A 23,831-nucleotide genomic window follows, 5' to 3' on the forward strand; every position below is an offset into this window, starting at 1 on the left:
ATCGATCGCCGCCGCCGCGACAGATCGTGCGTGCACGTCGAGCCCAACGCTCGTACGCTCGGTGAACATCGGGGCCTCCCACAACTGTTGGATAGGCCGGGCAGGCAGCCCCTACTCGGTAACCCACGACCATTTGTGAGAGAGGCCCCGACCCGCAACCCCGTCACAGCGACCGGGTCACCTCATACCGTCTAGGGCGAGCCGGTGACCTGCTTCTCGTACCTCCGGCAGGGCGAGACGAACCGCTCGCCCAGCGCGACCACCTCGTAGGGCAGGGCGGCGACGTCGACCCAGCCGTGCTTCTCGTAGAACGCGCGGGCACGTCCATTGCCGGTCACGACGGCGAGCCAGGCCACCCGGTGACCGGCGGCAGCGACCTGGCGCTCGGCCTCGGCCAGCAGCACCGACGCGACGCCGAGGCCCTGGTGGGTCGACGCGACGTAGACCTGCTCGACCTCGTCACCGACGACCATGATGAAGCCCGCCACCTCGCCGTCGACCTGGGCGAGCGTGGTGTCGGCGACGCGCTGCGCTGCGCGGTCGTGGAACGCAGCGAGCGTGCGGCGCTCGGTGAGACCGTCGGGCACATGGCCGGGATGGGCGCAGTGCCAGCCCTCGTGCCAGATGTCCGCCACGGTCGCGGCGTCATCGGGAGTGCCGGGGCGCAGGGTCACCTCGCTCATGCACTCGAGCCTAGGGACGCCCTCCGACGGGCCTACTTCTTCTTGTCGTGGATCTTGTCCGACAGCGTGTCGACGTGGGCCTTGTCGCGCTTCTCGGCGCGCTTCTCCTTGATGGACTTCCCGGACTTCTTGGTCATGCCCTGGCGTGGCGACTTGTCGCTCATCGCGGCTCCCTCGAGTCGGTTGCCTGAGTGGCTCCGTGTCGCAACCGTACGCCTAGCCTCCGCGCGTGCGGATTCGCCTGCGCGGCACCCCGACCATCCGCGTCCTCGTCATGACTGACGGTTGAGGGACGCGCTCCTCAGTCTGCCGCGAGCCGAGCCTGCCCCTCCTCGAAGAAGGCGAGAAGGTCCGGGATGTCCGAGACCGGGAGGGCCCGACCGAACGACGCGTTCCAGTAGTCGTCCTGCGGCCTAGGTGACCACGGGCCGACGTAGGCGTAAGGGACTGCGACGTAGGAGTCGCCTCCAGAGACCCCGTAGTTGACCTCGTCCACGGTGATGCCGATGTCGAAGTGCTCCGGCCACAGGATCGGCGTCTCGGTGGGAGCCAGGGCCCGCAAGGCCGCATCGCCCGCCGCGAATGCGGACGCGACCTCCGCGGCCGCATCGGGGTCCACCTCGAGGTGGTCGTCGAGTGCGAAGCCCGAGCCGTCGGGGTAGAGGTCGGCCATGCCGGTAGCGGTGACGCCGAGCGCCTCGGCCAAGGACGCGGGCGTGTGACCGTTGATCGCCACCGTCGCCGCCTCGCCGACGACATCGGTGCCGCTGACCCGGAGGTCGGGGGAGTGCGTCGTGGCGAAACCACCCGGCACCACGCGCAGCGAGATCTCACCGGTGGCCGCGTGCTGGGGACCCGCGAGCACGAGCTCGCCGACGGCGTGCAGTGCCCGCCGAGTCGTCACCAACGTGGAGCTGTCACCCATTTCCGTCTCCTTACGACGTCACGCACGGCCTTGCCCGCACCCGGACCAGGAGCAGTCTCGGGCACCGACAGCGCGGAGGGAATGGGGTTGCCGCAGTACCGGCGACACCAACACTCACGCACCGCGACTCAGCGCACGCCGTACAGGTACTCCAGCGCGAGCTGGTCGAGCTGCTCGAAGGCCATGCCACGACGACCAGCCTCGTCGGGGTCGAAGGCCTCGGCCCGGAGGTCGGCGATCGTCTCGCCCTCGGCGACGGTCGGCACGGCGAGCTGGTCTACCCGGGCAGCCGTCAGGGCGGCCTGTACCTCGGGGTCGGCGCGGAAGGCGGAGACCTTGTCGCGCAGCACCAGGTAGTTGCGCATGCAGGCTGCTGCTGAGGCCCACACGCCGTCCATGTCCTCGGTGCGCGGCGGCTTGAAGTCGAAGTGGCGCGGGCCGTCGTACCCGCCGTTCTCGACGATGTCGACGGTCCAGAAGGCCCCGCGCGCGTTGCCCGCGCCGAACCGGAAGTCCTGGTCGTAGCGCGGCCCGGTCTGGCCGTTGAGGTCGATGTGGAACAGCTTGCCGTGCCACAGCGCCTGGGCGAGGCCGTGGGCGTAGTTGAGCCCGGCCATCTCCTCGTGGCCGACCTCGGGGTTGAGGCCGACCAGCTCGCTGTGCTCGAGCTCGTTGATGAAGGCCAGTGCGTGCCCGATGGTCGGCAGCAGGATGTCGCCGCGCGGCTCGTTGGGCTTGGGCTCGATGGCGAAGCGCAGGTCGTAGCCCTGGTCGAGCACGTAGGAGCCGAGCAGGTCGAAGCCCTCGCGGTAGCGGTCGAGCGCAGCCTTGATGTCCTTGGCCGCACCGGACTCGGCGCCCTCGCGACCGCCCCAGGCGACGAAGACCTTGGCGCCCAGCTCGGCGGCGAGGTCGACCTGGTCGAGTGCCTTGCGCAGCGCGAACCGGCGTACGTCGCGGTCGTTGTTGGTCAGGCCTCCGTCGCGGAAGACCGGGTGGGAGAAGAGGTTCGTGGTGACCATCGGTACGACGAGCCCGGTGGCCTCGAGCGCCTTGCGAAACGGCGCCAACCGCGCCTCGCGCTCGGTCGCCGAGGAGCCGAAGGGGATCACGTCGTCGTCGTGGAAGGTCACGCCGTAGGCCCCGAGCTCGGCGAGCTTCTCGATGGCCTCGGCAGGCTCGAGGGGCGGTCGCACGGCACCGCCGAACACGTCCACGCCTTGCCAGCCGACGGTCCACAGCCCGAAGGAGAAGCGGTCGTCGCGGGTGGGGACCCAGTTGGTGGCCCAGTTGGTGGTCCAGTTCTTGGCCGAGGTGTTGGCCGGGTCGGTCGTCATTGTTGCGGGCCTTTCTCGCCGTCGTAACCGATTTGTTATGTGGTGCAACTTAACCCGTGGAGGTTCACCCTTGCGGGGGGACGAAAATGGTGACTAAGTTGTGCGCGACAACATACACGTGATGGCGCTCACATCTCATCCCAGTCCCAGAACCCATCACGCGTACCTGACCGGAGAGGGAACATCAGCATGGTTCGAACCTCAGTCCTCAAGCGCTTCACCGCCGTCGCGGTGATGGCGCTGGTGGCTGTCACCGCGGCTGCCTGTGGCAGCGACGACTCGTCGACCGCCGGAGACGGCGGCAACGGCGGCGGCGGCGGTGGCACCGACATCGGCGTGATCCTGCCTGACGCGACGACCTCGCCCCGCTGGGAGGCCAACGACAAGCCGAGCCTCTCGAAGGCATTCGACGACGCGGGCGTCAGCTACGACATCCAGAACGCACAGGGCAGCGTCGACACCTTCGGCCAGCTCTGCGACCAGATGATCGGCGAAGGCGTCAAGGTGCTGATGATCGTCAACCTCGACCAGGAGTCGGGCAAGGCGTGCCTCGACAAGGCCACCGCTGCGGGTGTCCAGAGCATCGACTACGACCGTCTGACCCCGGGTGGCGGAGCGTCGTTCTACGTGTCCTTCGACAACGTGGCCGTCGGCGGCCTGATGGGCACCGGTCTGATCGCTGCTCTCGACGCGGCCGGCAAGACCAAGGCCAACATCGTCTACGTCAACGGTGCGGCCACCGACAACAACGCCTCGCTGTTCAAGCAGGGCTACGAGGAGGCGCTCGCCGACAAGATCGACTCCGGCGACTACACCCTCGTGGGCGACCAGAGCGGTGAGTGGGACGCCACCAAGGCCGGCGACGTCTTCGAGCAGATGTACACCGACAACGGTGGCAAGATCGACGGCGCCGTGGTGGCCAACGACACGATGGCCGGCGGCGTGATCGCGCGCCTGAAGGCTGCTGGCTCTGCTGGTCAGGTGCCTGTCACCGGTCAGGACGCCAGCGTCGAGGGCCTGCAGAACATCTTGATGGGCTACCAGGCCGGCACGGTCTACAAGAACACCGACCTCGAGGCCGACGCGGCCGCGAAGCTGGCCATCGCGCTGATCAACGGCGATGACACCTCCTCGCTCGCCAACGGATCCGTGACCGACCCCGACACCAACAAGGACGTCCCGTCCGCGCTCGCGGTGCCGGTGTGGGTGACGCTCGACAACATCCAGACGGTGTTCGACGACGGCTTCGCCGCCTACGCCGACGTGTGCACGGACGACGTCAAGGCCGCGTGCGACAAGGCCGGCATCACCGAGTGATCGCCTGATCACCCAGCACCTGCTCTCGGGCTGGTAACCAGCGACGGCCCGGCCGGCTCCCATGGCCGGCCGGGCCGCCGTACCTTTCTGCACAGCCGACATCCCGTCCGCACCCGCCTCACCGAAAGGGTCGCTTCATGACAGCCGAGGCCCTCGCGCCGTCGCCCGGCGCCGACACCGCTACCCCCCTGCTCAGCCTTCGCAACGTCCAGAAGAGCTTCGGTGCCGTCCACGTGCTCCGCGGCGTCGACCTCGACGTCCGCGCCGGCCACGTCACCGCCCTCGTCGGCGACAACGGCGCCGGCAAGAGCACCCTGATCAAGGGCATCGCCGGCATCCACGGCTTCGACGAGGGCGACTACCTCTTCGAGGGCCAGCGCGTGCACGTGCACGGGCCCAAGGACGCCAACGCCCTCGGGATCGAGGTCGTCTACCAGGACCTCGCTCTGTGCGACAACCTCGACGTCGTCCAGAACATGTTCCTCGGGCGCGAGATGGGCAGCTCGCTCGCGCTCAACGAGGACTCCATGGAGGCGCGCGCCCGCGAGACCCTCAACGGGCTCTCCGTGCGCACGCTGCGCTCCGTGCGCACCGCGGTCGCCTCGCTGTCCGGTGGACAGCGCCAGACCGTGGCGATCGCGCGATCGGTGCTGTGGAACTCCAAGCTCGTGATCCTCGACGAGCCCACTGCGGCGCTGGGCGTCGCCCAGACCGAGCAGGTACTGCGCCTGGTGCGCCGTCTGGCTGACAGAGGACTCGGTGTGATCCTGATCAGCCACAACCTCAACGACGTCTTCGAGGTAGCCGACGACATCGCCGTTCTCTACCTGGGGTCGATGGTGGCCCAGGTCAAGCGGACCGACGTCACGTCCAACCAGGTGGTCGAGCTGATCACCAGCGGCCGTTACGGCGACATGGGCCTCAGTGACAAGGACGCCGTCCAGGTGGAGGAGGAGCAGTGAGCACCAGCACCGTCGGCCACGACGCCGACATCGTCGACCAGCACCCCGAGCACCCCACGATCCAGACGATCGCCCGCGACTACATCACCAAGCTCCGTGGTGGTGACCTGGGCTCCCTGCCCGCCGTCCTCGGCCTCGTCGTGCTGTTCTTGGTGTTCACCGCGTTGCGCCCCGAGCGCTTCCCGAGCCAGTTCAACGTCGCCAACCTCACCAACCAGGCGGCGGCGATCATCGTGCTGTCGATGGGCCTGGTCTTCGTGCTGCTGCTCGGCGAGATCGACCTGTCTGCCGGCTACATCGGCGGCACCGCCGCGGCCGTCACCGGTGTGGTGATGACCGAGCACAACTGGCCCTGGATCCCCTCGCTGCTCGCGTGCCTGGCCACGGGTGCTGTCATCGGAGGCGTCATCGGGTTGCTGGTCGCGCGGCTCGGCATCCCGTCGTTCGTGGTCTCCCTGGCGTTCTTCTTGGGCCTGCAGGGCGTGCTGCTCGTCGTGGTGGGCGAGGGAGGCACGATCGCCTACCGCAACGAGGTCATCCTCTCGCTCAACAACGACCCGATGCCGGTCTGGCTCGGCTGGCTGATGGCGGTGGCCGGTCTGGCTGCCTTCGCCGTCTTGTCCTGGCTCTCCGATGCCCGCCGCCGCAAGACCGGGCTCGAGGTCCAGTCGGTCCTGCAATGGGCCCTCAAGACCGCAGCGCTGGTCATCTTGGTGCTGGCGGTCGTGGCCTACCTGTCGATGGAGCGCAGCCCCAACCCGACCCTGAAGTCGATCAAGGGCGTGCCGTTGGTCGTCGCGATCATCGTCGGGCTGCTGGTGCTGCTCACCTACGTGCTCAACCGCACGCAGTGGGGCCGGCACATCTACGCCGTCGGCGGCAACGCCGAGGCCGCACGCCGAGCCGGCATCAACGTGCTGCGGGTCAAGCTGACCTGCTTCGTGATGACAGGGACCTTGGCGGCGTTCGCCGGCCTGCTGATCGCCAGTCGCAACAACTCCGTGTCGACCAGCACCGGTGGCGGCACCTTCTTGTTGTTCGGTGTCGGGGCTGCCGTGATCGGCGGCACCAGCCTGTTCGGCGGCAAGGGCAAGGTCTCCAGCGCCATCATCGGCGGCCTGGTGATCGCGGTGATCGCCAACGGCATGGGCCTGCTGCGCCAGTCGACCGGCAACGTCTACATGATCACCGGCCTGGTGCTCCTGGTCGCCGCAAGCGTCGATGCCATCAGCCGTCGTCGCGCCTCGGCATCTGGGCGGGCATAGAACCTTGACCAAGCGATCGGCCAGCCCGCCGACCTCTCCGACGAAGACAGGTCTCGGGCAGGACCAGCTACGCCGCAACAACCTGAGCGCGTTGTTGACGCGGGTGCACCTGCACGGCTCGATCAGCCGTGCCTCGCTGACCCGCGGACTGGGGTTGAACCGGAGCACCATCGGTGGCCTGGCCGCCACCCTCGAGGACCTCGGCCTGGTCACCGAGCGGCAACCGTCCGCCGTACGTCAGTCGGGCCGGCCGTCCCTGGTGCTCGAGCCCCGTCGCGACAACGTCGCGGTGGCGGTCGACATCGGGGTCGACCGCATCGTGACCGCCCTGGTGGCGCTGGGCGGCGACGTGCTGCACCAACGGCAGCGCCCGCACGCACCCGGCGAGCACGACGTGACGCACGTGATCGAGTCGGCGGCGCAGATGGTGGAGGACCTGCTGGTCGCCGAGCCGGCCGCCCGGTGCCTCGGGATCGGGGTGTCGGTGCCGGGTGCCGTGCGCGACAGCGACGGGTTCGTGCGGTTCGCGCCCAACCTCGGCTGGGTCGACCAGCCCTTCACCGAGCTGTTCTCCGAGCGGGTCGGCACGCGAGTGTTCACCGGCAACGACGCCAACCTCGGGGTGCTCGCCGAGCACCTCCGGGGCGCGGCGGTCGGTCACGCCGACGTCGCCTACGTCAACGGCAGCGTCGGCATCGGTGGCGGCTTCTTGGTCGGGGGAGTGCCTCTGCACGGCTCACGGGGGTACGCCGGCGAGGTCGGTCACCTGCTGGTCGACGGCAGCAGCACCTTGCAGTGCCGCTGCGGCAACGTGGGCTGTTGGGAGACCAAGGTCGGCGAGAACCAGCTGCTCGTCCGCGCGGGCCGCCTGCCCGGCGGTGGCCCCGAGGGAGTCGCGGAGGTGATCGCCGCGGCGGCTGCTGGGGAGAAGCGGGCCGCGGACGCACTCGACGACGTCGGGCAGTGGATCGGCGCCGGCTTGCGCGCTGTCATCAATGTGTTCAACCCCGAGGTGATCGTGCTCGGTGGTTCCATGGCCGCGCTGTGGCAGGCCCGCCAGGATGTCGTGGACAAGACGCTGGACCGCTGGACCCTGATGAGCCCTCGCAGCGACGTCATCATCAGGGCCTCGGCGTTCGGCCTGGCGTCGCCGTGGCGCGGTGCGGCAGAGATGGTCTTCGCCCCCGTGCTGGCCGACCCGGCCAGCGTGCTGGAGCTGAGCACCCCGGCCCAGGCGGGGGTCGGGTAGCTCCCGGTGGTCCTACCGCTAGATTCAGCACTCTGATGTTGGACCGATTCAAGGCGTTCTGGCAGGGCGTCGTCCTCGCCCCCGTCGTCAACCTCCTGCTCCGGCTGGGTGTCAGCCCCGACGCCGTCACCCTCGTCGGCACCATGGGCGTCGCCGTGGGAGCGCTGGCGTTCTACCCGCGCGGTGAGCTGCTGTGGGGGACCGTCTTCATCACGGCGTTCGTGTTCTCCGACCTCATCGACGGGGCGATGGCCCGCAAGTCCGGGCGCTCCTCGACGTTCGGGTCGTTCTGGGACTCCACCCTCGACCGCGTCGGTGACGCCGCGATCTTCGGCGGACTCGCGCTGTACTTCGCGTGGTCCGGCGACAGCGACCTCTACCTGTGCCTGTCGCTGTTCTGCCTGGTGACGGGCAACCTGACCAGTTACGCGCGGGCCAAGGCCGAGTCCCTCGGCCTCGATGCCAAGGGCGGCATCGCCGAGAGGTCCGACCGCCTCGTCTCGATCCTGCTGGCGACGGGGTTCAGCGGCCTGCTGGACCTGCCGATCCTGATGGAGCTGACCTTGTGGGTGCTGGCCCCCGCCAGCGCCTACACCGTCATCTACCGCGTGCTGAAGGTGCGCCGCCAGGCGATCGAGCTGGACCGCTCACCGCTCGTCCCACCGGCCGTCCCCGAATAGGGAGGCGGCGACGAGTCGCCGTACGCTTGACCCATGGTTCAGCAGTCCCCTGGCAGTTCGCCGCAGAGCAGCACCGAAAGCACCACCGGGAGCACCACTGGCACCGGCACCACCCGCGTCAAGCGCGGCATGGCTGAGATGCTGAAGGGCGGCGTCATCATGGACGTCGTCACCGCCGAGCAGGCCAAGATCGCCGAAGACGCCGGCGCCGTCGCCGTGATGGCGCTCGAGCGGGTGCCCGCCGACATCCGCGCGCAGGGCGGCGTCTCCCGGATGAGCGACCCCGACATGATCGACGGCATCATCGAGGCCGTCTCGATCCCCGTCATGGCCAAGGCCCGGATCGGCCACTTCGCCGAGGCGCAGGTGCTCCAGTCCCTCGGCGTCGACTACATCGACGAGTCCGAGGTGCTCACGCCGGCCGACTACGCCAACCACATCGACAAGTGGCAGTTCACCGTGCCGTTCGTGTGCGGTGCGACCAACCTGGGCGAGGCCCTGCGGCGCATCACCGAGGGTGCGGCGATGATCCGCTCGAAGGGCGAGGCGGGCACGGGCGACGTCTCCAACGCCGTCACCCACATGCGCACGATCCGCGCCGAGCTGCGCCGACTGAACGGCCTCTCCGAGGACGAGCTCTACGTCGCTGCCAAGGAGCTCCAGGCGCCCTACGGGCTGGTCCGCGAGGTCGCCTCGGCGGGCAAGCTGCCTGTCGTGCTGTTCACCGCTGGCGGCATCGCGACCCCGGCCGACGCCGCGATGATGATGCAGCTCGGCGCCGAGGGCGTGTTCGTGGGCTCGGGCATCTTCAAGTCCGGCAACCCGGCCGAGCGGGCATCGGCCATCGTCAAGGCCACCACCTTCTACGACGACCCCGACGTCGTCGCCAAGGTCTCTCGAGGCCTCGGTGAGGCCATGGTCGGCATCAACGTCGACGAGATCCCCCAGCCTCACCGGCTCGCCGAGCGCGGCTGGTAGTCGGCGGGGGGTGTCGGTTTCCCCGGAGGTCCCGCCGAAGTGGCGGTCGTCGTCGGCGCTTCCCGGGTCACCGTGCGCCGCTACCTCGAGCATCTCGCCGACATCGACCAGGTGGTGCGGCGGCCGAGGTACGGCGGGGGCGGCCGGCCCGAGGTCGAGTACCGGTGGGGCTCGTCGCGCGGCTAACCGTTGCAGCCGCCCTGGCCGAGGAAGAACGCGGTCTTGCCGTTGACCCGGCCGCTCCTGGTGAGGCCGCACTTGCCCTGGAAGACCTTGACCCGGGCGCGCGTCTGGGTGCCGAAGTCACCGTCGACGACCAGCGTCTCGCCGTCTGCGCGCAGCGCGCGTTGCAGGGTCTTGACCCGGATCCCGGAGTCACCGAGCTCGAGACCACGCAGCCGTCGGGACTGGGAGAACAGGATCGTCCAGTACCACGTGCGCACGCGGAGCGGGCTCGCGATGCAGCACTCGAAACCGTCGGTGAACGTGCGGACCGCTCTCTTGGTCCCCGGGCCGTAGAACCCGTCGACGGTGATCGGACCCCAACCCGCGTCGTTGAGCACGCACTGGAGGGTGCGCACCACCTCACTGGTCGTGCCGGGCTCGATGGCGGGGTACGTCGGCAACGTGCGGTGGCAGGTCGCCTGCGCGCGCTCGGCCGCGGGCGGGCTGTCGGTGTCAGCAGGGGCTGCTGATGCCGGTGCAGCCACGGCTGCCATGGCCACGACGAGGGAGATCACCAAGGTGCGCATGTCTGCGTAGGAGACGCCGGCTCTGGTCCGGATACGTCGGCCACTAGCCTGCGACCTGTGCCAGCCCCGGTCATCGGCGTCCTCGCCCTGCAAGGCGACGTCCGCGAGCACCTGCACGTGCTGGAGACCCTGGGTGCGCGCCCACTCGCCGTACGCCGGGAGTCGGAGCTGGCGTCGGTCGACGGTCTCGTGGTGCCCGGTGGCGAGTCGACGACGATGGCCAAGCTGGCGCGGATCTTCGAGCTGCTCGAGCCACTGCGTTCGCGGATCGCCGGCGGGCTGCCCGTCTTCGGCACCTGCGCAGGCATGATCCTGCTGGCCGACCGGATCGAGGACGGCGTCGTCGGGCAGGAGACCCTCGGTGGTCTCGACATCACGGTGCGCCGCAACGCCTTCGGTCGTCAGGTCGACTCCTTCGAGACGAGCCTCGAGTTCGCCGGACTGGCCGAGCGCGTGCACGCGGTGTTCATCAGGGCTCCTTGGGTGGAGGCGGTGGGCGACGGAGTCGAGGTACTGAGCCGGGTCCCCGACGACGCGGCCAACGGGCCTGCCGCCGGTAGGATCGTCGCGGTCCGCCAAGGGCCGCTGATGGCGACGTCGTTCCATCCCGAGGTCGGGGGCGACGGCCGGGTGCACCGGATGTTCGTCGACCTCGTGAAGCAGTCGTAAGGAAGAGGGATCACTCAGTCATGTCCGGCCACTCGAAATGGGCGACCACCAAGCACAAGAAGGCCGTCATCGACGCCCGCCGCGGCAAGATGTTCGCCAAGCTCATCAAGAACATCGAGGTCGCGGCCCGGATGGGCGGCGGTGACCCCGGCGGCAACCCCACGCTCTACGACGCCATCCAGAAGGCCAAGAAGTCCTCGGTCCCCAACGACAACATCGACCGTGCGGTCAAGCGTGGCTCCGGCGCCGAGGCGGGCGGCGCCGACTACACCACGATCATGTACGAGGGCTACGGCCCGGCGGGCGTGGCGATGCTCATCGAGTGCCTGACCGACAACCGCAACCGTGCCGCCATGGAGGTCCGGACCGCGATGACCCGCAACGGCGGCTCGCTCGCCGACCCGGGGTCGGTCTCGTTCCTGTTCAACCGCAAGGGCGTGGTCATCGTCCCGCAGGACCAGGACGGCAAGACGATCAGTGAGGACGACGTGCTGGAGGCGGCACTCGACGCGGGCGCCGAGGACGTCAACGACTTGGGCGAGAGCTTCGAGGTCGTCTCCGAGGCTACCGACCTCGTCGCCGTACGCTCGGCGCTGCAGGCCGCCGGCATCGACTACGACTCCGCCGAGGCCGAGTTCGTGCCCGACATGCAGGTCCAGCTCGACAAGGACAACGCCGCCAAGCTGTTCCGTCTCATCGAGGCGCTCGAGGACTCCGACGACGTGCAGAACGTCTTCGCCAACTTCGACGTCTCCGACGAGATCATGGCCGAGCTCGACGCCTAGACCGGTCGGGGCCGGAACGAGCCGTGGACGCCGTGCGTCCGACGACCATGCTCCGGTCGCTGGCTCCCGTCCTGCTCTGCTCGTCCGTCGTTCTCACCGGATGCGGTGGCGACGACACCGCCACGGCGGTCGATCCCGACCACGAGGTCGCGCTCTCCCCGGGTGAGGGGTGCGGGGACGCCTTCTTCTGGGCGGTCAATCCAGCTGACACGGTCGCCGTAGCGGTGACCGTCGAGCAGCGTGATCGCTCACAGACCGACCCGACCCGGGCGGCGTACGACGTGGGGGACGATGGTCTGACGGTCACCATCGTGCGCGGTCACGACCTCGCCGCCTCGTTCTGCACGGACCTGATCGTCAACGACCCGATCGACAGCGAGACCCCTGCCACCGCTGGGCAGGTCGGCATCGAGCTCGACCCCCTTCAGCCCGACTTCCAAGGCTGCGGCACGACACACGGGACAGCCACGCTGAGCGGGGTGGAGGGGGACGGGCTGCGCTTCGCCGACGTCACGATCGAGTCGGCCAACATCGGCTGCTACGCCGGCTGACTCGCGTGTCGCGCACCGTACGACGCGTGGTCGCGGATACGGTTCCGTACGAACACCTGTTCGGACGAGCGCCAGGAGAGACCACGTGCGTGTGCTGGGGATCGACCCGGGGCTGACCCGCTGCGGCCTCGGCGTCGTCGAGGGCTCGATCGGCCGGCCGCTCACGCTGATCGACGTCAACGTGATCCGCACCAGCGCCGACGTGCCGATCGCCCAGCGGCTGGTGACGATCGAGAAGGGCATCGACGCCTGGCTCGACGAGCACCGGCCCGACGCGGTGGCCGTCGAGCGGGTCTTCGCGCGCTCGGACTCGAGCACCATCATGGGCACCGCCCAGGCCAGCGGCATCGCCCTCGTGGCAGCGGCGCGGCGCGGCCTGCCGATCGCCACGCACACGCCGAGCGAGGTCAAGGCAGCGGTGTCCGGCAGTGGTCGCGCCGACAAGGCACAGGTCGGTGCCATGGTCACCCGCATCCTCCGTCTCGACGCGCCACCCAAGCCGGCCGACGCCGCCGATGCGCTCGCCCTGGCCATCACCCACATCTGGCGCGGCGGCGCGCAGGCGCGCATCGATGCCGCTCTCGCCGTCCAACGTCTCGCCGGGAGGACCCGATGATCGCCTTCGTCCGCGGCCCGGTCGCCGCCGTGACCCTCAACAGCGCCGTGCTCGAGGTCGGTGGCATCGGCCTGGAGCTGATGTGCACGCCGGGCACGCTGGCCACCTTGCGCACCGGACAGACCGCCACCCTGCCGACCAGCATGGTGGTGCGCGAGGACTCCTTGACCCTGTTCGGGTTCCTCGACGAGGACGAGAAGGCCGTCTTCGAGCTCGTGCAGACCGCCTCCGGAGTGGGGCCCAAGCTGGCGCAGGCGATCCTGGCCTGCCTGGCCCCTGACGAGCTGCGGGTCGCCGTGCTGAGCGACGACACCAAGACCCTCACCAGGGTGCCGGGCATCGGGCAGAAGGGCGCGCAGCGGATCATCCTCGAGCTCAAGGACCGCCTCGGCGCCCCGGTCGGACACGTACGCGCCGGCTCTCCCGCCAGTGCGCCCGCACCGTGGAAGGACCAGGTCCACCAGGCGCTGGTCGGGCTCGGGTGGTCGGCCAAGGACGCCGAGTCTGCCGTCGACGCGGTCGCGCCCGAGGCGGGCGAGGAGCCCCAGGTCGCCGCGTTGCTCAGGTCGGCCCTCCGCACGTTGAGCAAGGCCTGATCTCGTGGACCCGATCGAGGACCTCGAGGCTCGAGAGGCCGCCTACCTGGGCTCGCTCACGGCAGCCGAGGCCGAGGGCGACGAGCGAGCCGTCGAGGCGGCCCTGCGACCCAAGACGCTGGCCGAGGTCGTCGGGCAGCACCGCGTCCGCGAGCAGCTCGGCCTGGTCCTCGAGGCCGCGCGCGGACGAGGCAGGGTGCCCGACCACGTGCTGCTGTCGGGTCCTCCAGGACTGGGCAAGACCACGCTGGCGATGATCATCGCCCACGAGATGACCGCGCCCCTGCGCCTGACCAGCGGCCCGGCGATCACCCATGCCGGCGATCTCGCCGCGATCCTCTCGGGGATGAACGACGGCGACGTGCTCTTCGTCGACGAGATCCACCGGATGTCTCGACCCGCCGAGGAGATGCTCTACATGGCGATGGAGGACTTCCGGGTCGACGTCGTCATCGGCAAGGGCCCGGGCGCGACCGCGATCCCTCTCGAGATCCCGCCGTTCACGCTCGTGGGGGCGACCACCCGCGCCGGGCTGCTGCCGGGGCCGCTGCGCGACCGGTTCGGCTTCACCGCCCGGCTGGAGTTCTACGACGCCGCCGACCTCGACCTCATCGTGCACCGCTCGGCCGGTCTGCTCGGCGTCGAGCTGACCGAGGATGGCGCGGCCGAGATCGCCTCGCGATCGCGTGGCACGCCGCGCATCGCCAACCGGCTGCTGCGCCGGGTGCGCGACTACGCCCAGGTCAAGGCCGACGGCGTGGTCACCCACGACGTGGCGCGCCGCGGGCTCGAGCTCTACGAGGTCGACGAGCTCGGTCTCGACCGGCTCGACCGGGCCGTCATCGAGTGCCTGTGCCGACACTTCGGCGGGGGTCCGGTCGGCATCTCGACCCTGGCCGTGGCCGTCGGTGAGGAGCGCGAGACGGTGGAGGAGGTCGCCGAGCCCTTCCTGGTCCGCCTCGGCTTCCTGGCCCGCACCCCGCGCGGCCGGGTCGCCACCGCCGCAGCCTGGCGCCACCTCGGCCTCGACGCGCCACCTCAACCCGCCGACGTACCTGGTGAGCCGACCCTGTTCGAGGAGTAGGCCGGCCGCGGGGGAATTACCCGGTCGGCCGGGGAAACTCTGGGTTGTCGGCCAATGTATGAGCCGACAACCCATGGATTCCCCGGCCAGCCGGGTAATTCATGCCCCGGCCGACCATCGGGTCGCGGCTCGTCGGTGGAGGTCTCTAGCGTGTTCTGAATGCGCCTTCTGCCTGTGGCCGATCCCGGCATCGCCGATCACCGGTCGCCGGGACGGTTGCTGTGGTGGATGGCCCGCCAGCAGTGGCAGACGCTGCTGGGAGGCATGTCGTGCTGGTGGTGTGGCTCGGGGCGCGTCAGGCCGTCTCCGGGACGATCACGCCCGGCGAGCTGGTCGCCTTCTACGGCTACTCCGCGTTCTTGATGATCCCGCTGCGGACCGTGACCGAGTACGCCAACAAGCTGATCCGCGGTCGCGTCTCGGCTCGTCGCGTGTGCAACGTCTTGGCCCTCGAACCGGCCACCCGTGAGCCGGTCGATCCCGCGACCCCGCCGCCCATCGGTTCGGAGCTCACCGACCGGCGCTCCGGGTTGCGGGTGCGACCCGGCCTCCTGACGGCGGTGGTGAGCGACCAGCCCGATGACAGCGCCCTGCTGGCCGACCGCCTCGGCATGGCGGCCGCCGAGACCGACGACGACGTGCGCCTGGGCGGCACGCCGCTGACCAGGCTGCGCCCGACCGACGTACGCCGTCGCATCGTCGTGTCCGACACCGGCGCCACGCTGCTCTCGGGTCCCTTGGGCGACCGGCTCGACGTAACCGGTCGAGGCGACGTCGCCTCCGCCCTGGCCACGGCGTCGGCCGAGGATGTGCTGGCGGCCCTGCCCGAGGGCCTGCGCACCGAGGTGGCCGAGCGCGGGCGAGAGTTCTCAGGCGGCCAACGGCAGCGCCTGGTACTGGCGCGGGCCCTGGCGGCCGATCCCGAGATCCTGGTCCTGGTCGAGCCCACCAGCGCTGTCGACGCCCACACCGAGGCGCGGATCGCCGGCCGGCTGCGTGATCATCGGGCAGGGCGCACGACCGTCGTCACCACGAGCAGCCCGCTGGTGCTCGATGTCGCCGACGAGGTCGCCCTCCTCGCTGGTGGACGCGTCGTGGCCGTGGGCACCCACGTCGAGCTGCTGAGGTCGCGGGCCGACTACCGGTCGGTGGTGACCCGTCAGTCCGACGACGAGGCCGCCGCGGCGGTGGTCCCGTGAGTACGACCCTGCCCGTCGCCGACGGTCGATCCGTCCGCGGCTATGCGCGTCAGCTCGCGCGGCGTCACCCGCGCCTGCTGTGGAGCGCCTTGGCACTCCACGTCGCAGCAGCCGTGACCACACTGGCCGCACCCCGCCTGCTCGGTGACCTCGTCGAAGCCGTCGAGACCGGCACCACAGCCGGTCACGTCGACCGGGTGATGCTGGTGCTGGCCGGGTTCGTGGTCGCCTCGGCAGTCCTGACCCGCTACGCGCGCTACGTCTCGCAGGTGCTCGGCGAGCAGGTTCTGGCCGAGCTGCGCGAGGACTTCGTGAGCAACGCCCTCGCCCTGCCCGTGGGTGTCGTGGAGTCAGCCGGCTCCGGTGACCTGCTCACCCGTACCTCCCGCGACGTTGACCAGCTCGGCTGGTCGGTGCGCTGGGCGCTGCCCGAGTGGACCATCGCCGTCGTGACCGCGGTACTCACCTTCGGTGCCGCCCTCTCGGTGGGGTGGTGGGTCGCGCTGCCGTGTGCGATGGGCGTGCCGGCTCTGGTGGTCGGCTTGCGCTGGTACCTCTCGCGGGCCAAGGACGGGTATCTGCGCGAGTCGGCGACCTACTCCCGGATCAACGCCACGCTCACCGAGACGGTGGAGGGAGCGCGCACGGTCGAGGCACTCGGCCTGGCCGACGAGCAGGTGCGCCGGCTCGACGACGACTGCCGCGAGTCCTACTGGGCCGAGCGCTACACGCTCTACCTCCGCACGGTGTTCTTCCCCGCGATGGAGCTGTCCTACCTGATCCCCACGGTCCTGACGCTGCTGACCGGCGGCTGGCTGTACACGCGGGGCGATGTCTCGCTCGGAGAGGTCACCGCGGCCACCCTCTACGTGCAGATGCTCATCGACCCCGTCGACCGCATCGTGTCGATCCTCGACGAGCTCCAGATGGGCGCGGCCTCGCTCGCCCGACTGCTGGGCGTGGCCCAGGTCCCCGATGACAGGGAGGTGACCGGGCGCAAGCCCGACGACGAGAAGCTCGACGCCCACGACGTGAGGTTCGCCTACGTGCCCGGTCGCGACGTGCTCCACGGTGTCTCCCTCGACGTCGGGGTGGGTGAGCGGCTGGCCATGGTCGGGCCCTCCGGCGCCGGCAAGTCCACCCTCGGACGTCTGCTGGCCGGCATCCACCCGCCGCGGACGGGCGAGGTGACGGTCGGGGGCGTCGGCCTGGTCGAGCTGCCGCTCGGCGACCTCCGCGGCCATGTCGCACTGGTCACCCAGGAGCACCACGTCTTCGCCGGCACGCTGCGCGACAACCTCGCACTTGCGGCGCCCGGCGCCGACGATGACCAGGTGCTGGCCGCGCTCGACGCCGTGGACGCCACGGGATGGGTCTCCTCCCTCGACGACGGTCTCGACACCCGGGTGGGGTCCGGCGGACGCGCCCTGAGCGCCGCCCAGGCCCAGCAGGTGGCCCTGGCCCGGTTGGTGCTGGCAGATCCGCACACCCTGGTCCTCGACGAGGCCACCTCGCTGATCGACCCCCGATCCGCGCGTCACCTCGAACGCTCGCTGGCCGCCGTGCTCGACGGCCGCACGGTGATCGCCATCGCCCACCGCCTGTTCTCGGCGCACGACGCCGACCGGGTCGCGGTCGTCGAGGACGGAGTGGTGACCGAGCTTGGCAGTCACGACGAGCTGGTCGCCGCCGGTGGGTCCTACGCCGCCTTGTGGGACTCCTGGCACGGCAGGGGCTGAATGCCACCGGATCCCTGCCCGAATCTGTGACCGGCCCTTGGCGATGCCGTGACCCGCGCCACGCGCAGTTACACTTCACCGTTGCCGCCACCGTTGCTTGAGGCTGGTGCCCGTCCCGATGCGTGCGGCCCCCATTCCGAGAACCCCTGTGAAGAGGTCTGTTGTCGTGCAAGAGCTCGCCGGCCTGCTGCCGCTGGTAGCGATCGGACTCCTGTTCTACCTGCTCATGATCCGCCCGCAGGCCCGTCGCCAGCGCGAGGTGCGCCAGATGCAGTCGACCCTCAACCTCGGCGACCAGGTGATGCTGACCTCGGGGATCTATGGCGAGGTTCGATCGTTGGACGACGACAGGGTGCGCGTCGAGATCGCCCATGACGTGGTCGTGGAGGTCGCGCGCGGCGCCGTCGGGCAGCGTCTGGCACCTCCCGGGTCCGAGGACACGTCCGAGTCCACCGGCACGAGTGCCGACGACACGACTGGAGAGCGCTGAGCATGGCTCGTCGTACCAACCCGTTGCGCACCCTGGTGGTGTTCTTCCTCGGGATCGCGGTGATGTACGGCCTGGTTGCCCTGGCCGGTTCGTGGAGCCCTGCCCTGGGTCTCGACCTCGAGGGCGGCACCCGCATCCGCCTGGCCGCGACGGGCGACGGTGTCACCACCGAGAGTCTCGACGAGGCCCGCGGCATCATCGACGCCCGCGTCAACGGCTCGGGTGTCACCGAGGCCGAGGTCACGACCGAGGGCAACAAGTACGTCGTGGTCGAGGTGCCCGGCGACAGCAGCCAGAGCAAGCTCGTCGACGTGGTCAAGCGCCAGGCACAGCTGAGGTTCCGGCTCGTCGCCCAGTACGGCGCGGGGACGGCGCAGCCGACCGCCGCACCGACCGCCACGGGTTCCGGTGAGCCCACGCCGTCGACGACACCCGGCGGGGGCGTGCTGCTGCCGAGCGAGACGCCCGCGGCGTCCAGCAGCTCCACGGCAAAGCCTTCCCCGACCGCGTCGCCGACCAAGAAGGCCACCGGCAAGAACCGGGCGCCATTCGTGCTGCCCGACGACTCCCAGTCCGCCGACCCGACCGGCACGGCGACGGCCACCGACGGTTCCAGCAGCACCGGGTCCCCCACGGGCACGGCATCGCCGACGGCGACCCCGACCGACGCGGCCGCCGAGAGCAAGGACCCCGTCGACAAGGCGTTGGCCTGGCAGCAGAACCCCGACGAGAAGTCACTGGCCGCCTACAACGCCTTCGCCTGCGGCACCGACACCCGCTCCCAGAGCGTCAACCCCAACACGGGCGAGGCGGTCGAGGGCGACAACCCGAACTGGCCGTTGCTCAGCTGCGACGACCAGGGCCAGAAGTTCCTGCTGTCGGTCGCGGTCGTCGAGGGCACCGATCTGTCCGACGCATCGGCGGGGGTCCCGCAGAACCAGCTGAGCTGGGTGGTCAACCTCGAGTTCAACGGGCACGGCACCGAGGCGTTCGCGAAGGTGTCCAACGCCCTGGTCGGCACCGAGGACCTCTTCGCCATCGTGCTCGACGGCAACGTGCTCTCCTCGCCGCGCATGGATGGCCGGATCAACAACGGCCGCGCCCAGATCTCCGGCTCGTTCAACCAGGAGTCAGCGCAGGCCCTGGCCACCAGCCTGCGCTACGGCTCGCTGCCGATCGCCTTCGAGAAGGACGTCAGCGTCGAGACCATCGGTCCCTCGCTGGCCGGCAACCAGCTCTCGGCCGGCATCTACGCCGGCCTGATCGGCCTGATGGCGGTGATGATCTACTGCCTGATCTACTACCGCGGCCTGGGCCTGGTGGTCCTGGCCTCGCTGATCGTGGCAGCGTCCATCACCTACGGGGTCGTCCTGCTCCTCGGCGCCGCGGCCAACTTCACCCTGACGCTCCCCGGCATCGCGGGACTGATCGTCGCGGTCGGCATCACGGCCGACTCCTTCATTGTCTACTTCGAACGCATCCGCGACGAGATGCGCGACGGCAAGTCGATGCGGGTCGCGGTCGAGGCCGGCTGGGCGCGAGCCCGTAATACCTGTCTGGCGGCGGACGCGGTGTCGCTGCTCGCGGCGGTGGTGCTCTACATCTTCGCCGCAGGCGTGGTGCGCGGCTTCGCGTTCGCGCTCGGTGTCTCGACGCTCATCGACCTCGTGGTCTTCTTCTGGTTCACCCACCCGATGGTGTCGTGGCTCTCGCGCTTCAGGTTCTTCAACCAGGGACACAAGCTGTCCGGCCTCGATGCCGAGGCTCTCGGCATCGACAAGATCAATCTCGGCACACCGGCGACTGCTGGAGGGAGGGCCTGATGGGCAAGTTCTCCAGGCTCGGCAACGAGCTCTACTCCGGCAAGAGGTCGGTCAACTTCGTCGGCCGCAAGTGGCTCTGGTACGCCATGTCCGGCGTGATCGTGCTCCTGGCCGTGGGCGGGCTCTACTTCAAGGGCCTCGACATGGGCATCGAGTTCGTCGGCGGTGCCCAGTACAAGGTGACGGTGGCCGACAGCGCGCCCAAGGTCAACCAGACCGACGCCGACAAGATCCGCGAGGCCGTCGCCGCCAGCGGGATCGCCGGCACGGAGTCGCCGGTGGTCAACACCGCCGGCGAGCGCAGCATCATCGTCCAGGTCCAGACCCTGACCACCGCCCAGTCCGAGGACATCCGCAACGTCCTCGCGCAGACGATGGACGTCGACCCGACCAACGGAGTGTCCGAGGAGCAGATCGGCGCCAGCTGGGGCAAGGACGTCGCCAAGAGATCGGCGACCGGACTTGTCGTGTTCCTCGTGCTGGTGGTGCTGTTCATCTGGGCCTACTTCCGTGAGTGGAAGATGTCGGTGGCCGCCATCGTGGCGCTGGCCCACGACGTGATCATCACCATCGGCGTCTACGCGCTGTCCGGCTTCGAGGTGACGCCCGCAACGGTCACGGGACTGCTGACCATCCTGGGCTTCTCGCTCTACGACACGGTCGTGGTCTTCGACAAGGTGCGCGAGAACACCAAGAACCTCCGGGCCGTCCGGATGACCTACCCCGAGGCCGCCAACCTCGCGGTCAACCAGACGCTGGTGCGCTCGATCAACACCTCGATCGTGGCGCTGATCCCGGTCGGCGCGATCCTCTACGTCGGTGCCGTCCAGCTGGGTGCCGGCTCGCTGAAGGACCTCGCGCTCGCGCTGTTCGTCGGCATGGCCGCGGGCACCTACTCCTCGATCTTCATCGCCACGCCCCTGCTGGCCCACATGAAGCAGGGCGAGACGGCCAACAAGCAGCTGGAGAAGCGGCTCGCGGCCAAGCGTCGCCACCAGGCCGACGACCGCTACGCGAACGTCCCGGTCTTCGCCGACGACCTTCCCGTGCGCGACGAGAGCGACGACCTCGAGGATGACGACGAACTGGCCGAGGACGTCGTGCCCCCTGCAACCACAACGCCGGCCAAGCCGGTCCCGACCGGCCGCGGGCGCGTCGTACCCCAGGCGTCGCGGCCGGTCACGCCGAGCACCGCCGCGGGCCGAGCTCAGCCGACACGCCAGTCTCGTTCCAAGCGCGGCAAGAAGTAGGTTCCGCTCATGGGCGTCCCAGCGAGCGTCAACGACACGATTGCGCGCCTGTCGGTCGACGTGCCCGACTTCCCCAAGCCGGGGGTGGTCTTCAAGGACCTCAGCGGGCTGCTCGCCGACCCGGTGGCGTTCCATGACGTGGTGACGGCGCTGGCCGCCGCCGGCCGCGACGTCGGCGGGCGGGTGGTCGTCGACCGGGTGCTCGGGGTCGAGGCCCGGGGCTTCATCTTCGGCGCGCCCGTGGCACTCGCGCTCGGCGCGGGGTTCGTGCCTGTGCGCAAACCGGGCAAGCTGCCGCGCGAGACGTTGAGCGAGACCTACTTCCTCGAGTACGGCGAGGACGCGGTGCACATGCATCGTGACGCCCTCGCGCCGGGCTCGCGGGTGCTCGTGGTCGACGACGTGCTGGCGACCGGAGGCACCCTTGCCGCGGTCATCCGCCTGGTCGAGAAGGCCGGTGCCGTGGTGCACGGGATCGCCGTGGTGATGGAGCTGGGCGACCTCGGAGGTCGTGAGACCGTCGGCGACCTGCCGTTGACCAGCCTGCTGACCATCTGACCGCCCGTAGACTTCCAGCGATGGCTGAGCAGTCTCCTGCGGTCCCCGCCGCCGTAAGCACCCCGGATGCGGTGGCGCCTGCCCGCGGCATGCGGGCCCGGTTGGCGCGGATGGGGTCGCGGACCCAGACCGGCAACCCGGTGCTCGAGCCACTGTTCCGCACGGTCCGGGCCAACCATCCCAAGGCCGACCTGGCGTTGCTGGAGCGGGCCTACCTGACCGCCGAGAAGTACCACGGCACGCAGACCCGCAAGAGCGGCGACCCCTACATCACCCACCCGCTTGCCGTCACCACCATCCTCGCCGACATCGGCATGACCGAGCCGACCCTGGTCGCCGCACTCCTGCACGACACCGTCGAGGACACCGCCTACACCCTCGACCAGCTGCGTGCCGACTTCGGCGACGAGGTCGCTGTGCTCGTCGACGGCGTCACCAAGCTCGAGAAGGTCAAGTACGGCGACGCCGCCCAGGCCGAGACCATCCGCAAGATGATCGTGGCGATGGCCCGCGACATCCGGGTGCTGGTCATCAAGCTCGCCGACCGGCTGCACAACATGCGGACGGTGCGCTACGTCAAGCAGTCCACGCAGGAACGCCAGGCCACCGAGTCCCTCGACATCTACGCGCCGCTGGCCCATCGCCTCGGCATGAACACCATCAAGTGGGAGCTCGAGGACCTCGCGTTCGCGACCCTGCACCCCAAGGTCTACGACGAGATCGTGCGCATGGTCGCCGACCGCGCGCCGTCTCGCGACCAGTTCCTCGCCGAGGTGGTCGACCAGGTCAAGAGCGACCTCAAGGACGCCAAGGTCAAGGCGACGGTGACCGGGCGGCCCAAGCACTACTACTCGATCTACCAGAAGATGATCCTGGGCGGCCGCGAGTTCTCCGACATCTACGACCTGGTCGGCCTGCGGGTCCTGGTCGAGGAGGACCGGGACTGCTACTCGGTGCTCGGCGTGCTGCACTCCCGGTGGAACCCTGTGCTCGGGCGGTTCAAGGACTACGTCGCGATGCCGAAGTTCAACATGTACCAGTCGCTGCACACGACGGTCATCGGCCCGCAGGGCAAGCCGGTCGAGATCCAGATCCGCACCCACGCGATGCACCGCCGCGCCGAGTACGGCGTCGCGGCGCACTGGAAGTACAAGGAGGACGGCAGCAAGGGCCTCGACACCGACCAGCGCGGTGACCTCGACGACATGTCGTGGGTACGCCAACTGCTCGACTGGCAGTCCGAGGTGGAGGACCCGGGCGAGTTCCTGGAGTCGCTGCGCTTCGAGATCAACCGAGCCGAGGTCTACGTCTTCACCCCGCGGGGCGACGTCATCGCGCTGCCGCTCGGCTCGACCCCCGTCGACTTCGCCTACGCCGTCCACACCGAGGTCGGTCACCACACCATCGGTGCGCGGGTCAACGGACGCCTGGTGCCGCTGGAGTCGACCCTCGACAACTCCGATGTCATCGAGATCTTCACCTCCAAGGCGCCCAACGCCGGCCCGTCGCAGGACTGGCTGGGGTTCGTCCGCTCGCCGCGCGCGCGATCGAAGATCCGCCAGTGGTTCACCAAGGAGCGCCGCGAGGAGGCCATCGAGCGCGGCAAGGAGCAGATCGCCAAGCTGATGCGCAAGGAGGGCCTGCCGCTCAAGCGCGTGCTGTCCCACGAGTCGCTCACCGAGGCGGCGGTCCACTTCAAGCTCGCGGACGTGTCAGCGCTCTACGCGGCCGTCGGCGAGAGCAACCTGTCCGCGCAGGCTGTCGTGCGCCGGGTGATCGAGATCCACGGCGGCGACCAGGGCGCCGAGGAGGATCTCTCCGAGGGCGTCCGGATCACCGGGCGCCGGGTCCGCTCGAAGGTCTCCGTGGGCGGCGATACCGGCGTGATCGTCAAGGGCGCCTCCGATGTGTGGGTCAAGCTCGCCAAGTGCTGCACCCCGGTGCCGCCCGACGCGATCCTCGGCTTCGTCACCAAGGGCGGGGGAGTGTCGGTGCACCGTCGCGACTGCACCAACGCTGCCTCCCTGCAGGCCCAACCCGAGAAGCTGCTCGACGTAGAGTGGGCCCCGACGGCCCAGTCGACCTACCTGGTCAACATCCAGGTCGAGGCGCTCGACCGCAACCGCCTGCTCTCCGACATCACCATGGCGCTCTCCGACGCGCACGTGAACATCCTGTCGGCCAACCTGTCCACCACCCGCGACCGCATCGCCAAGAGTCGGTTCACCTTCGAGATGGCCGATGCCAAGCACCTCGACGGCGTGCTGCGCGCCGTGAGATCAGTGCCGGGCGTCTTCGACGCCTACCGGGTCTTCCAGTAGCC

The 23,831-nt window shown here is 69.6% G+C and carries 25 protein-coding genes; 20 read left to right on the plus strand and 5 right to left on the minus strand.

Annotation, left to right across the window (positions count from 1 at the left end):
- Nucleotides 1-191 precede the first annotated feature (191 nt).
- The 4 genes from ISU10_RS20920 to xylA form a co-directional block, all read right to left on the minus strand.
- Nucleotides 192-683 carry a GNAT family N-acetyltransferase gene (locus tag ISU10_RS20920; protein WP_194698392.1) on the minus strand — a complete coding sequence of 164 codons (492 nt, stop codon included), beginning with the start codon at nucleotides 681-683 and terminating at the stop codon, nucleotides 192-194.
- Between the two features lie 32 nt (nucleotides 684-715).
- Complete coding sequence (locus tag ISU10_RS23695; RefSeq protein ID WP_267239214.1) at nucleotides 716-847, minus strand: hypothetical protein; 132 nt, start codon at nucleotides 845-847, stop codon at nucleotides 716-718.
- Nucleotides 848-984: 137 nt separating this feature from the next.
- Nucleotides 985-1,608, minus strand: a complete 624-nt coding sequence (locus ISU10_RS20925) for a hypothetical protein (RefSeq protein ID WP_194698393.1) — start codon at nucleotides 1,606-1,608, stop codon at nucleotides 985-987.
- A 128-nt stretch (nucleotides 1,609-1,736) separates the two neighbouring features.
- A complete protein-coding gene (gene xylA, locus ISU10_RS20930) occupies nucleotides 1,737-2,945 on the minus strand; it encodes a xylose isomerase (RefSeq protein WP_194698394.1) in 1,209 nt (402 codons plus the stop codon).
- Between the two features lie 189 nt (nucleotides 2,946-3,134).
- Here xylA and ISU10_RS20935 point away from each other — a divergent pair, with 189 nt between their 5' ends.
- The 7 genes from ISU10_RS20935 (at nucleotide 3,135) to ISU10_RS20965 (ending at nucleotide 9,582) form a co-directional block, all read left to right on the plus strand.
- Nucleotides 3,135-4,262, plus strand: a complete 1,128-nt coding sequence (locus ISU10_RS20935) for a sugar ABC transporter substrate-binding protein (protein WP_194698395.1) — start codon at nucleotides 3,135-3,137, stop codon at nucleotides 4,260-4,262.
- Nucleotides 4,263-4,399: 137 nt separating this feature from the next.
- On the plus strand, nucleotides 4,400-5,224 hold the full coding sequence (locus ISU10_RS20940) for an ATP-binding cassette domain-containing protein (RefSeq protein WP_194698396.1): 825 nt from the start codon (nucleotides 4,400-4,402) through the stop codon (nucleotides 5,222-5,224).
- Nucleotides 5,221-6,489, plus strand: a complete 1,269-nt coding sequence (locus ISU10_RS20945) for a sugar ABC transporter permease (RefSeq protein ID WP_194698397.1) — start codon at nucleotides 5,221-5,223, stop codon at nucleotides 6,487-6,489. The genes ISU10_RS20940 and ISU10_RS20945 overlap by 4 nt, the downstream gene beginning before the upstream one ends.
- 4 nt (nucleotides 6,490-6,493) lie before the next feature.
- On the plus strand, nucleotides 6,494-7,738 hold the full coding sequence (locus tag ISU10_RS20950) for an ROK family protein (RefSeq protein WP_228501584.1): 1,245 nt from the start codon (nucleotides 6,494-6,496) through the stop codon (nucleotides 7,736-7,738).
- A gap of 35 nt (nucleotides 7,739-7,773) precedes the next feature.
- Entirely contained in the window at nucleotides 7,774-8,418 is a 645-nt protein-coding gene (pgsA, locus tag ISU10_RS20955; protein WP_194698399.1) for a phosphatidylinositol phosphate synthase, read from the plus strand.
- Nucleotides 8,419-8,451: 33 nt separating this feature from the next.
- The gene (gene pdxS / locus ISU10_RS20960; RefSeq protein WP_194698400.1) at nucleotides 8,452-9,396 is read left to right on the plus strand and encodes a pyridoxal 5'-phosphate synthase lyase subunit PdxS; all 945 of its coding nucleotides are present in this window, start codon (nucleotides 8,452-8,454) and stop codon (nucleotides 9,394-9,396) included.
- Nucleotides 9,397-9,435: 39 nt separating this feature from the next.
- Nucleotides 9,436-9,582: a hypothetical protein gene (locus ISU10_RS20965; protein WP_194698401.1), complete on the plus strand. Its 147-nt coding sequence runs from the start codon at nucleotides 9,436-9,438 to the stop codon at nucleotides 9,580-9,582.
- Here ISU10_RS20965 and ISU10_RS20970 read toward each other — a convergent pair.
- Nucleotides 9,579-10,148, minus strand: a complete 570-nt coding sequence (locus ISU10_RS20970) for a peptidoglycan-binding domain-containing protein (protein WP_194698402.1) — start codon at nucleotides 10,146-10,148, stop codon at nucleotides 9,579-9,581. The two genes, ISU10_RS20965 and ISU10_RS20970, sit on opposite strands and share 4 nt — an antisense overlap.
- A gap of 57 nt (nucleotides 10,149-10,205) precedes the next feature.
- Here ISU10_RS20970 and pdxT point away from each other — a divergent pair, with 57 nt between their 5' ends.
- The 13 genes from pdxT to ISU10_RS21035 all read left to right on the plus strand — a co-directional run bounded on the left by pdxT (nucleotide 10,206) and on the right by ISU10_RS21035 (nucleotide 23,829).
- Entirely contained in the window at nucleotides 10,206-10,817 is a 612-nt protein-coding gene (gene pdxT / locus ISU10_RS20975; protein ID WP_194698403.1) for a pyridoxal 5'-phosphate synthase glutaminase subunit PdxT, read from the plus strand.
- A gap of 20 nt (nucleotides 10,818-10,837) precedes the next feature.
- Nucleotides 10,838-11,602 (plus strand): YebC/PmpR family DNA-binding transcriptional regulator, encoded by a 765-nt coding sequence (locus ISU10_RS20980; protein WP_194698404.1) that lies wholly within the window; start codon nucleotides 10,838-10,840, stop codon nucleotides 11,600-11,602.
- 23 nt (nucleotides 11,603-11,625) lie between these two features.
- Nucleotides 11,626-12,153, plus strand: coding sequence for a hypothetical protein (locus ISU10_RS20985; protein ID WP_194698405.1), 528 nt, complete (start codon nucleotides 11,626-11,628; stop codon nucleotides 12,151-12,153).
- A gap of 94 nt (nucleotides 12,154-12,247) precedes the next feature.
- Nucleotides 12,248-12,769: a crossover junction endodeoxyribonuclease RuvC gene (gene ruvC / locus ISU10_RS20990; protein ID WP_228501592.1), complete on the plus strand. Its 522-nt coding sequence runs from the start codon at nucleotides 12,248-12,250 to the stop codon at nucleotides 12,767-12,769.
- The gene (gene ruvA / locus ISU10_RS20995; protein ID WP_194698407.1) at nucleotides 12,766-13,365 is read left to right on the plus strand and encodes a Holliday junction branch migration protein RuvA; all 600 of its coding nucleotides are present in this window, start codon (nucleotides 12,766-12,768) and stop codon (nucleotides 13,363-13,365) included. Before ruvC ends, ruvA begins: the two co-directional genes overlap by 4 nt.
- Nucleotides 13,366-13,411: 46 nt before the next feature.
- The gene (ruvB, locus tag ISU10_RS21000) at nucleotides 13,412-14,449 is read left to right on the plus strand and encodes a Holliday junction branch migration DNA helicase RuvB (protein WP_228501594.1); all 1,038 of its coding nucleotides are present in this window, start codon (nucleotides 13,412-13,414) and stop codon (nucleotides 14,447-14,449) included.
- A gap of 242 nt (nucleotides 14,450-14,691) precedes the next feature.
- Nucleotides 14,692-15,648: an ATP-binding cassette domain-containing protein gene (locus ISU10_RS24270; protein ID WP_370865767.1), complete on the plus strand. Its 957-nt coding sequence runs from the start codon at nucleotides 14,692-14,694 to the stop codon at nucleotides 15,646-15,648.
- Nucleotides 15,645-17,387: an ABC transporter ATP-binding protein gene (locus tag ISU10_RS21010; protein ID WP_194698408.1), complete on the plus strand. Its 1,743-nt coding sequence runs from the start codon at nucleotides 15,645-15,647 to the stop codon at nucleotides 17,385-17,387. The genes ISU10_RS24270 and ISU10_RS21010 overlap by 4 nt, the downstream gene beginning before the upstream one ends.
- Before the next feature lie 166 nt (nucleotides 17,388-17,553).
- A complete protein-coding gene (yajC, locus tag ISU10_RS21015; protein WP_194698409.1) occupies nucleotides 17,554-17,877 on the plus strand; it encodes a preprotein translocase subunit YajC in 324 nt (107 codons plus the stop codon).
- 2 nt (nucleotides 17,878-17,879) lie between these two features.
- On the plus strand, nucleotides 17,880-19,700 hold the full coding sequence (gene secD, locus ISU10_RS21020; protein WP_194698410.1) for a protein translocase subunit SecD: 1,821 nt from the start codon (nucleotides 17,880-17,882) through the stop codon (nucleotides 19,698-19,700).
- Nucleotides 19,700-20,950, plus strand: a complete 1,251-nt coding sequence (gene secF / locus ISU10_RS21025; RefSeq protein WP_194698411.1) for a protein translocase subunit SecF — start codon at nucleotides 19,700-19,702, stop codon at nucleotides 20,948-20,950. Before secD ends, secF begins: the two co-directional genes overlap by 1 nt.
- A gap of 9 nt (nucleotides 20,951-20,959) precedes the next feature.
- The gene (locus ISU10_RS21030) at nucleotides 20,960-21,508 is read left to right on the plus strand and encodes an adenine phosphoribosyltransferase (protein ID WP_194698412.1); all 549 of its coding nucleotides are present in this window, start codon (nucleotides 20,960-20,962) and stop codon (nucleotides 21,506-21,508) included.
- Between the two features lie 89 nt (nucleotides 21,509-21,597).
- Nucleotides 21,598-23,829: a RelA/SpoT family protein gene (locus ISU10_RS21035; protein WP_194698418.1), complete on the plus strand. Its 2,232-nt coding sequence runs from the start codon at nucleotides 21,598-21,600 to the stop codon at nucleotides 23,827-23,829.
- The last annotated feature ends 2 nt before the right edge of the window (nucleotides 23,830-23,831 follow it).

Origin of the sequence: Nocardioides agariphilus (genome assembly GCF_015352445.1) — a bacterium.
GTDB classification, from domain to species: Bacteria; Actinomycetota; Actinomycetes; order Propionibacteriales; family Nocardioidaceae; genus Nocardioides; species Nocardioides agariphilus.

Bases quoted from the DNA above. Each gene is read 5' to 3' on its own strand.
- ISU10_RS20920 (WP_194698392.1), bottom strand. From the start codon at position 683: ATGAGCGAGGTGACCCTGCGCCCCGGCACTCCCGATGACGCCGCGACC.
- ISU10_RS23695 (WP_267239214.1), bottom strand. From the start codon at position 847: ATGAGCGACAAGTCGCCACGCCAGGGCATGACCAAGAAGTCCGGGAAG.
- ISU10_RS20925 (WP_194698393.1), bottom strand. From the start codon at position 1,608: ATGGGTGACAGCTCCACGTTGGTGACGACTCGGCGGGCACTGCACGCC.
- xylA (WP_194698394.1), bottom strand. From the start codon at position 2,945: ATGACGACCGACCCGGCCAACACCTCGGCCAAGAACTGGACCACCAAC.
- ISU10_RS20935 (WP_194698395.1), top strand. From the start codon at position 3,135: ATGGTTCGAACCTCAGTCCTCAAGCGCTTCACCGCCGTCGCGGTGATG.
- ISU10_RS20940 (WP_194698396.1), top strand. From the start codon at position 4,400: ATGACAGCCGAGGCCCTCGCGCCGTCGCCCGGCGCCGACACCGCTACC.
- pgsA (WP_194698399.1), top strand. From the start codon at position 7,774: ATGTTGGACCGATTCAAGGCGTTCTGGCAGGGCGTCGTCCTCGCCCCC.
- pdxS (WP_194698400.1), top strand. From the start codon at position 8,452: ATGGTTCAGCAGTCCCCTGGCAGTTCGCCGCAGAGCAGCACCGAAAGC.
- ISU10_RS20970 (WP_194698402.1), bottom strand. From the start codon at position 10,148: ATGCGCACCTTGGTGATCTCCCTCGTCGTGGCCATGGCAGCCGTGGCT.
- ISU10_RS20980 (WP_194698404.1), top strand. From the start codon at position 10,838: ATGTCCGGCCACTCGAAATGGGCGACCACCAAGCACAAGAAGGCCGTC.
- ruvA (WP_194698407.1), top strand. From the start codon at position 12,766: ATGATCGCCTTCGTCCGCGGCCCGGTCGCCGCCGTGACCCTCAACAGC.
- secD (WP_194698410.1), top strand. From the start codon at position 17,880: ATGGCTCGTCGTACCAACCCGTTGCGCACCCTGGTGGTGTTCTTCCTC.
- secF (WP_194698411.1), top strand. From the start codon at position 19,700: ATGGGCAAGTTCTCCAGGCTCGGCAACGAGCTCTACTCCGGCAAGAGG.
- ISU10_RS21030 (WP_194698412.1), top strand. From the start codon at position 20,960: ATGGGCGTCCCAGCGAGCGTCAACGACACGATTGCGCGCCTGTCGGTC.
- ISU10_RS21035 (WP_194698418.1), top strand. From the start codon at position 21,598: ATGCGGGCCCGGTTGGCGCGGATGGGGTCGCGGACCCAGACCGGCAAC.